The 1,177-nt window shown below is 71.0% G+C and carries 2 protein-coding genes; both read right to left on the reverse strand.

Features of this window, described 5'->3' with window-relative positions; translation table 11 throughout:
* Positions 1-124 (reverse strand): adenosylhomocysteinase (locus BM237_RS30395; RefSeq protein WP_139238210.1); only part of this gene is annotated, 124 nt, incomplete at its 3' end.
* Positions 102-1,049: a methylenetetrahydrofolate reductase [NAD(P)H] gene (metF, locus tag BM237_RS28610; RefSeq protein WP_093852639.1), complete on the reverse strand. Its 948-nt coding sequence runs from the start codon at positions 1,047-1,049 to the stop codon at positions 102-104. The genes BM237_RS30395 and metF, both read right to left, overlap by 23 nt.
* Between the last annotated feature and the right edge of the window lie 128 nt (positions 1,050-1,177).

Consider the following 1,177-nt stretch of genomic DNA (forward strand, 5'->3'; position numbering starts at 1 on the left):
GGCGGATGGCCATCAGACCGGGCATCTCGTGCTCGGCCAGCGTGATCTCCTTGCGGCCGAACGCCGCCAGGGACAGATCCGCCACCTTGAAGTCCGTGAAGTCAGCGGTGGGCTGCGAGGGCATGCCGGGTACTCCTTGGGGTCTGTGTGCTCTGGATGCTGCTCTGGATGCTGCCGTGGATGTTGTGGTGGATGTCGAGCGTCGCGGTGGAGCGGTTGAGGGTGATGTAGTGCAGCCCGGGCGCGCCTTCGGCCAGCAGGCGCTCGGCCATGGCGGTGGCGTGGTCGACTCCGATGCGGTGGCCGGCGGCCGGGTTGCCGCGGGCGGCCTCCAGGCGGCGAGCCAGGTCCTCGGGAAAGGCCGCGCCCGACAACTCGGCGAAGCGGGCGATCTGCCGGGCGTCGGTGGCGGGCATGATCTCCGGGATGATCGGGGTTTCGCAGCCGGCGGCGACCACCCGGTCGCGCAACCGCAGATAGTCCTCGACGTGGAAGAACATCTGCGTGATGGCGTAGTCGGCGCCGGCCCGGCACTTGGCGACGAAGTGGCGGATGTCGCTGGCCCAGTCCGGTGAGCGGGGGTGGCGTTCGGGGAAGGCGGCCACCCCGACGCTGAAGTCGCCCATCTCCTTGACCAGGGAGACCAGTTGGTGGGCGTGGGTGAAGCCCTGCGGGTGCGGGGTCCAGGGCGCGCCCGGGTCGCCGGGCGGGTCGCCGCGCAGGGCGAGGACATCGCGCACCCCGGCGTCGGCGTACCGGCCGATGATGTTGCGCAGCTCGGCCACGGAGTGACCGACGGCGGTGAGGTGGGCGACCGGCCGCAGCGTGGTCTCGGCCGCGATCCGCTCGGTGACGGCGACGGTGCGGTCCCGGGAGGATCCGCCGGCGCCGTAGGTGACCGAGACGAACGTCGGGCGCAGCGCCTCGATGCGGCGGATGGCGTCCCACAGGGTGCGCTCACCCGCCTCGGTCCTGGGCGGGAAGAACTCGAACGAGTACGAGCGCTCCCCTGCGGCCAGGACCTCGCGCAGTGTTCTCGTGGTTCTCATGCCCGGCCGCCTCCGGCATTGAAGTAGGTCGCTTCGGGGTGGTGGACGACGATGGCGTCGGTGGACTGCTCGGGATGGAGCTGGAACTCCTCGGACAGCTTCACCCCGATCCGCTCCGGCCGGAGCAG

The organism is Streptomyces mangrovi (assembly GCF_900114215.1).
In the GTDB taxonomy this organism is placed as follows: Bacteria; Actinomycetota; Actinomycetes; order Streptomycetales; family Streptomycetaceae; genus Streptomyces; species Streptomyces barkulensis.

Coding starts and splice junctions, on each gene's coding strand:
- metF (WP_093852639.1), bottom strand. CDS start 1,049: ATGAGAACCACGAGAACACTGCGCGAGGTCCTGGCCGCAGGGGAGCGC.